The sequence below is a fragment of the Campylobacter concisus genome, from assembly GCF_002912425.1.
In the GTDB taxonomy this organism is placed as follows: Bacteria; Campylobacterota; Campylobacteria; order Campylobacterales; family Campylobacteraceae; genus Campylobacter_A; species Campylobacter_A concisus_AH.
In genome coordinates, this window is record NZ_POYR01000141.1 from 1 (window position 1) to 7,942 (window position 7,942).

7 protein-coding genes are annotated in these 7,942 nt (G+C 39.6%); all 7 read left to right on the forward strand.

What is annotated here, in order from left to right; genetic code table 11:
- Positions 1-58: 58 nt before the first annotated feature.
- Positions 59-892 carry an MBL fold metallo-hydrolase gene (locus CYP84_RS07825; protein ID WP_103637177.1) on the forward strand — a complete coding sequence of 278 codons (834 nt, stop codon included), beginning with the start codon at positions 59-61 and terminating at the stop codon, positions 890-892.
- A gap of 56 nt (positions 893-948) precedes the next feature.
- A complete protein-coding gene (locus CYP84_RS07830; RefSeq protein ID WP_103609287.1) occupies positions 949-1,644 on the forward strand; it encodes a DUF4230 domain-containing protein in 696 nt (231 codons plus the stop codon).
- Between the two features lie 23 nt (positions 1,645-1,667).
- Complete coding sequence (locus tag CYP84_RS07835; RefSeq protein WP_021085056.1) at positions 1,668-2,591, forward strand: Dyp-type peroxidase; 924 nt, start codon at positions 1,668-1,670, stop codon at positions 2,589-2,591.
- Between the two features lie 51 nt (positions 2,592-2,642).
- On the forward strand, positions 2,643-3,065 hold the full coding sequence (locus CYP84_RS07840; protein WP_103637178.1) for an EamA family transporter: 423 nt from the start codon (positions 2,643-2,645) through the stop codon (positions 3,063-3,065).
- A 97-nt stretch (positions 3,066-3,162) separates the two neighbouring features.
- A complete protein-coding gene (locus CYP84_RS07845; protein WP_103637179.1) occupies positions 3,163-3,738 on the forward strand; it encodes a cytochrome C in 576 nt (191 codons plus the stop codon).
- A gap of 9 nt (positions 3,739-3,747) precedes the next feature.
- Positions 3,748-6,315, forward strand: a complete 2,568-nt coding sequence (locus CYP84_RS07850) for a molybdopterin-dependent oxidoreductase (RefSeq protein ID WP_103637180.1) — start codon at positions 3,748-3,750, stop codon at positions 6,313-6,315.
- 321 nt (positions 6,316-6,636) lie between these two features.
- A partial coding sequence (locus CYP84_RS07855) for a nitrate- and nitrite sensing domain-containing protein (RefSeq protein ID WP_103637181.1) occupies positions 6,637-7,942 on the forward strand: 1,306 nt, incomplete at its 3' end.

Sequence of the window (7,942 nt, forward strand, 5' to 3'; positions counted from 1 at the left end):
ATTATTTTTCATTAAATTTACAGGACTAAAATTTCGCAAATTTATTCAAGGATGAGATATGAAAAAGAGTTTATTAAGCCTTGCGTTGTTTTGCACTTTGGCTTTTTGTGCCGATGATGAGGTGGTTAGCAAGCAAAACGATCAAGTATGGATAGGATCTATGGGCGGATGCAATCTTTATGTATTTTCACTAAAGACGACTGACGCGCCAGTAGATAAGCTAATAGCCAAAGATGAGGCGCAAAAAGAGCTTGTGGCAAATACTAAAAATTTACCAAACAAACACAACGTAATGTTTGCAAAGTGCGATGACTACACAGCGCTCATAGATAGCGGCTATGAAGATAGCTTGGAGGTTTTAAAGTATGATCTGCAAACTTTTGGCAATATAAAGCCAGAGGATCTAACCTACGTCATCATCACGCATGCTCATCCTGATCACATAGGTGGGCTCATAGATGGAGGCAAAAAGACATTTAAAAACGCCAAGCTTCTTATAGATGAAAAGGAGTGGGACTACTGGATGAAGGGCAAAGATGAGAGGATAAAAGAAATTTTATCGCTTTATAAGGATGATAAGAGCTTTTTTGATCATAAAAAGCCGCTATTTAACGGGGCACTAAAGATCATGGCTATCCCAGCTTACGGCCACACTCCAGGGCACAACATGATAAGCTTTGAGGCAGATAACGACAAGATCATCTTTATAGCTGACCTTCTTCACGTCCTAGCAGTGCAAGAGGTCGAGCCAAGCATATCTATCACTTATGATGTAGATCCAGCGCAAGCTGCCAAAACAAGAGAAAAGGTGCTTGATGGCTTGGAGGACGAGACTACTAAGATAGTGGGAGCTCACATGCCTTATAAGAGCCCTATCACCTTGCCAGAGTGATAAATTTCTTTTGCTTTACAAATTTAGGATAAAATGCGGGCTTTAAAGGAGAAAATATGAGCGAATACGCAAATTTGATATTAGCTATCTTGCTAGCTATTTTGGCATTTGCATTTTATAGGTCAAACAAGGCGCTAAAAAAGGCAAAAGATGATAGCGAAAATGTATCCGTTAGCACTGAAATTTCGCAGCTAAAAAGCATCGGCGAGCTATCTGTTTTTCAAGTTTATAGCAAAGAGATCGTCACAAAGACAGATCATGCATTTGGAAATTTCGGCAAAGAGTATCTAAGGTGGCTCGTAAGCGAGAAGAAGCTTTCGATGATATTTGAGTTTGAGATAAATTTTATCTACGATCTAACCAGCCCAAAGCTCGAGATCATGCAGATCGCAAACTCTAGCTATAAGATAAAAATGCCCCCATGTAAGTATAAATTTTCAATCGCCGATATGAAATTTTACGATGAAAAAAATGGCAAATTTATACCATTTTTGCTGCCTGACTCGCTAAATGGCTTTTTTGGTAGCACATTTACAGAAGAAGATAAAAATAGACTAATCCAAGAGGCTAGAAACGAAGTCAAAAAGATGAGCGTTCGTCTTATCTCGCAGCTTCAAAGCAAAATTCACAAATCAGCTCGCGACACGCTTGAGGCGATAGCTAAGAGCTTTGGTGCAAATAAGGTTGAGTTTGTCTTTGACGATAGCGACGAGCAGATCAACGAGCAATTAAATTTAGAAAACATAGCATAAAAACAAAATTTAAAGGAGAAAAAATGAGTGTAAATTCACAAGAGGTCACACAAACACCTGGTAACAACACAGTCTTTCAAACATGGGTCTTAAAAGGCGACAAAAAGGCATGTAAAGAGGGCTTTGCTAAGCTTTGTGCTTTGGTTGTAAATTTAAATAAAACTGCCAAAGTTAGATTTGGCGCAAATGAAAATGTAAATTGCGTCCTTGGCGTGGGTCATGATGCTTGGAAAAAGCTTGAAATTTCAAAAGAATTGCCAAAAGAGCTTGTAAATTTTAAAGCTATCAAAGGCGACAAGCACGAGGCTGTTAGCACAAAGGGCGATATCCACATCCACATCCGCGCTCTAAATGCGGCTGACTGCTTTGACATGGCGCAAAATATCAAAGAAGTTTTGTTTAAATTTGCAGAGCTTACAGATGAGACTCAAGGCTTTAAGTATCACGACGGCAGGGCGATCATCGGCTTTGTCGATGGCACTGAAAACCCTGATGGCGAAGATAGAGACCTTTTTGCAAAAGTCGGCAAAGAGGACGCTAAATTTAAAGGTGGTAGCTACGTTTTTGTTCAAAAATACTTCCACAAAATGAAAGAGTGGAACGCCACAAGCGTAAGCGAGCAAGAAAAGGTTATAGGCCGCTCAAAAGAGTATGACATCGAGATGGATGAGAGCGTAAAACCTACAAATTCACACTCAGCTGCTGCAAATGTCGGCGACGATAAAAAGGTTGTGCGTGGCAATATGCCATTTACTGAAGGCAGCAAAACAGGCACTTACTTCATCGCTTATGCTAGCACATTTTCAACGGTTGAGCTTATGCTTAAAAAGATGTTTATCGGCGAGCCAAAAGGCAACTCAGATAGACTGCTTGACTTTAGCACGCCAGTAACTGGGGCTTTATATTTTGCTCCTACGCTTGATATGCTTGGTGATTACGAGGGATAAATTTAGCTTGGGGCGAAGCAAATTTGCCCCTTTAAATTTATAAGGATAAAGATGCCAGAGTGGTTTATCTACGCAGCTCTTTCGGCTGTTTTTGCTGCACTTACAGCGATCTTTGCAAAGCTAGGCGTAAAAGATATCGACAGCGATTTTGCGACATTTATAAGAACGATCGTCGTCATTTTGATGCTTGTTTTGCTTTTAAGCGTGGCTAAAAAATGGCAGCCATTAAGCTCGCTAAGTCCAAAAAACTGGCTTTTTCTCATACTAAGTGGCATGGCGACTGGTCTTTCGTGGCTTATGTATTTTAAAGCTATGCAAGCAGGCAAGGTCTATCAGGTAGCGCTGGTTGATAAATTTAGCGTTGTGCTGGCTATCATTTTGGCTGTCATATTTCTTGGTGAGAGGCTAAATTTAAAAGAAATTTTAGCCCTCTGTCTCATCGTATCTGGCGTGTTTTTACTCATTTTTAAATAAAATTTTCTGCATTATTCTTAAAGTATATTTTTAATTTTAATTTTTAATTAATCAAAAAGCCCCTAGAATTTGACAATTTCATTTTGAAGGGAGAAATATGAAAAAAATTATTCTTTCAGCCATCGTAGCATGTGCGGCATTTGGTACTGGGCTAAACTACACAGATGTCGTAAAGGACGTATATACTGACGCAAGCTCAGCTAAGAGTATAGGCAGGCTGCTACCAACCAACGCAGTTGAAATTTTGCAAACTAGCGGCGATAGAGCGCAGATCAAAGTAAAAGGCTATCAAAACCCAGCCGCTAGCAACGTAATTTATTTTGCTGATGGCGCGAGGATCATCTCAGTAGCGTTTGCTAAAACTGCACCTTTTGATATCAAAGTGATAAAAGAGGGCAAAAACGGCAAATGGAACGAGGTAGAAACGACAGTTTTCGTTCAAAAAGATGGCTTTAGCACAGATGTAAATGCGATGTTTGCAAAAGCTGATAAGATGTATAAAGAGAGCTGTGGCGTTTGCCATGCGTTGCCTCAAACTACGCACTTTAACGCAAATCAATGGCCGTCACTTCTAAAATCAATGATCGGCAGAACTGCAATAGAGAAAAAAGACGAGTGGCTAGTTATCGAATATCTACAAAAACACTCATCTGACGTAAATTTAGGCAAATAAGGAGAAACAATGAACGAGAACAGACGAGATTTTCTAAAAAAAGGTGCAACAGCAATCGCAGCTACACCTTTGCTTTCAGGCGTAACAGCTTCAAATTTGTTTGCTGATGAGATTAAAAAGGGTGTTGTAAAAAATGGCGAAACTCTTACAGCTGCTCACTGGGGCATGCTAAAAGTTACAACTAAAAACGGCATCGCTGTAAAGTCAGAGCCTATCCAAAAGACAAGTGAAATTTACAACCCACTTCAGCACTACACACCAGATATGATCTACAAAAGTCGTATCAAACACACAATGGTAAGAAAGAGCTACCTTGAAAACCCAGATAGCCCAAAACCAGAGCTTCGCGGCATCGATGAGTGGGTCGAAGTGCCTTACGAAGAAGCGATCAAACTAGTTGCTAAGGAGCTTAAAAAAACAAGAGCTCAAAAAGGTTTAGAGAGCGTTTTTGCAGGTAGCTACGGCTGGAAATCAAGCGGCAATGTGCATAACTCAATAATTTTACTTCATAGATTTATGAACCTTAGTGGCGGCTTTGTTGGCTCGCTAGGCGACTATTCAACAGGCGCTAGCCAGATCATCATGCCTCACGTTGTAGGTAGTATCGAGGTCTATGAGCAGCAAACTAGCTGGCCAGTAGTGCTAGAAAACTCAAAAGTCGTAGTCATCTGGGGCGCAAACCCACTTGCGACACTTCGCATAGCTTGGACAGCGACTGATGAGCAAGGCTTTAAATACTTTGAAGAGCTAAAAAACAAAAAAGATATCAAAGTGATCGTGATCGATCCTATCAGGTCTGAAACAGCACAATACTTCGACAAAGCTCAGTGGATCGCTCCAGTGCCAAACACCGACACAGCGATGATGCTAGGCATGATGCACTACCTATATGAAAGTGGCAAATACGATAAAGAATTTATCGAAAACTACACTTATGGCTTTGATAAATTCCTCCCATATCTACTTGGCAAGACAGACAACACTCCTAAAAATTTAGAGTGGGCGAGCAAAATTTGTGGTATCGACAAAGATACTTTAAAAGAGCTAGCTGATACATTTGTAAGCAACCGCACGATGCTAATGAGTGGCTGGGGTATGCAGCGCGCTCACCACGGCGAGCAACCACACTGGGCTATGGTGACACTTGCATCTATGATCGGTCAGATAGGCCTACCAGGCGGAGGCTTTGGCTTAAGCTACCACTATTCAAACGGCGGCGCACCAACATGCAAGGGCGCAGTCATCGGCGGTGTAAATAGCGCAAGTGTTGGTAAATTTAATGAAAAAGGCGAGTTTATCGGCACTGATACAGGCGAGTTTGACAAACACGGTCGCTTCGTCGCAAAGGCAGCCGCAGTAGCAGGCACAGGTCAAAGCTGGCTACAAAAAGCAACTGACTATGCCTTCCCAGTAGCTCGTATCGCTGATGCGTTGCTTCACCCTGGCAAAGTGATCGATCATGACGGCAAAAAGATCACCTACCCAGACATCGACTTTATCTACTGGGTCGGCGGCAACCCACTAGTTCATCACCAAGATACTAATACAAATTTAAAAGCGTGGAGAAAGCCAAGAACGGTTGTCGTTCACGAAGCCTACTGGACACCGACAGCAAAGATGGCAGATATCGTCTTTCCAGTCACAACAGAGTATGAGAGAAACGACATCACGATGACTGGGGACTACTCAAATATGAACATCGTGCCAATGAAGCAAGTCGTTGAAAAATACCGCGAAGCAAAAGATGACTATCAAATTTTCACTGATCTTTGCAAGGCTTATGCTAAAAATTTAGCCATCGCCTACACAGATAACGGCAAAGATGAGTTTGACTGGATCAAAGAGTACTATGACGCAGCCTACGCTCAGGTCAAGGCTGTACCAGAGCTTGCAAGCGATATGAAGCCATTTGAAGAGTTTTGGAATGAAAACAAACCAGTCACATTTGCCTCATCTCAAGATAGTGATAATTGGGTAAGACTTGGCGAATTTAGAGAAGATCCTGTGCTAAACGCTCTTGGAACGCCTAGCGGTCTTATCGAAATTTACTCAGATACGATCGAGAAAATGGGCTATGATGACTGCAAAGCGCACCCAACTTGGTTTGAGCCGATCGAGTGGCTAGGCATGAAAGATAAACCTGCAAAATACCACATGATAAGCGCTCACCCAACTGACCGCTTGCACTCACAGCTAAGCCAAACTTCACTTCGTGAGAAGTATGCTATCGCTAACCGCGAGCCAGTGTGGATAAACGAAAATGACGCAAAAGAGCTTGGCGTAAAAACAGGCGATTTGGTGTGTGTATTTAACGCTCGTGGCGAGGTTTTAGCGGGTGCCTATGTGACTAAAAACATCAAAGAGGGCGTTGTAAAACTAGCTGAGGGCGCTTGGTATGACGGATTTGATAGTGGCATCTGCAAAAATGGCTCTGCAAACGTGCTAACTATAGATATCCCAACAAGTAAGCTAGCAAACGGCAACATCAGCCACACAGCTCTTGTAAATATCAGAAAATATCAAGGCGATGAAGCACCAAAACTTACAGCATTTTCTGAGCCAAAATTTTCTAAATAATCTCAAAGCAGGAGAGCGATCTCCTGCTTAAATTTATCTTTGCTTATAAAATATCTTTAACTACTTTTTCAAATTTATCTATTCATTTTCGTAAATTTTGGAGAAAATTTAAATATTTTTTATTAATTAATATTATTTATTTGTAATTAAAATTTTCTTAAATCACCTAAAATAGGGCATTTATTTAGTAAAGTAAATTTATTGTTGCTTAAATGTAATTTATATTTTCAAGTTATATTTAATTATTAAAGTAATAAAATCCGCCTTGTTTTTGGGAGAAACAGCCAATATAACGTATCTTGTAATGCAAAGGAATGAAAAATGAATAATCTAAGTATAAAAATCAAAATCCTACTAATTGTAATTTTAAGTCTTATTTGTTTAAGCGCAACAAGTATTTATATTTTAAATGGCGTTTTTAAGACTAGAAGCCAAGCTGTATCAAGCCTTAATATAGCTGAAGACATCATAAAACAAAGTGAATTTATCCATGAACTTCAAAAAGAGCGCGGTTATAGTGCAGGCTTTATAGCTAATGGCAAAGACGCTGATAAAAATTTAAAAGAGCAAAGAGCTAAAGTTGATGGCGTTTTGTCTAAACTTTCTAACAAAGATGAACTTTCAAGCGAGCTTAATAGCTTAAGAGCAAAAGTAGATAGCAAAGAAAGTTTTGCTCTCATAGCTCCTAAATTTCACGATATGATCGAAAATACACTTATATTTGAAAATTCCCTCGCAAGCAGTTCTGAGCCTGATATGAAAGATAACTTGGCTAGAATTTTTAGCATCTCAAAGATCAAAGAGTATTTTGGTATCACAAGGGCGGTGCTAAATGCTGCCTTTATAAAACATAATATCGACAAAAATACATACGTAAATTTGGTTTCATTTAATGCAAATATCAAAAATCTCTTAAATGACTACGTGAAATTTAACGCAGGCACATACGCAGATAGCTTGCAAAAAGAGATCTTACAAAGTGATGAGTTTCAAAAGATAGATGATATCATCAAAAGTGCTATCGCTACTCCAGATGAGACAGCTGGCAAGATCGAAGCAGCTAGTTGGTTTCAAAGCATCACAAATTTGATCGATAACTTTAGAAACTATGAGCTTTACTTGTTAAATGATATGAAAGATAAAGCTTTACAAGATATGAGCGAAGCTGGCAACTTAGCTGTTTCTATGGTTATTTTGCTTGCCTGTTTTATACTGCTTCTTGTTTTGGTTTCATTTTTTGTCGGTAAAAATATCATTTCAGGCATCGATAGCGTAAAGGGCGGGCTAAGCGAGTTTTTCTTATATCTAAACAACAAGACAAATTCTGCTAAACTTCTAAGCTTAAAAGGCAAGGATGAAATTTGCGTCATGTCATCGCTCATAAATGAAAATATAGATGTTATCCAGACGGCAAAAGAGCATGAGAACACCTTCATCCAAAAAGCCAACACCTTTGTAAATGAGATAAAAGATGGCAACTATGAAGCAAGCCTAGAAGCTGATACTAATAACCCAGCTCTAAATCAACTAAAAAGCACATTTAAAGATCTACAACTTGCTCTTAAAAATGCAATATCAAGTAATGGTAAAGATGTACTTGATCTACTAAACACTTATAAAAACCAAG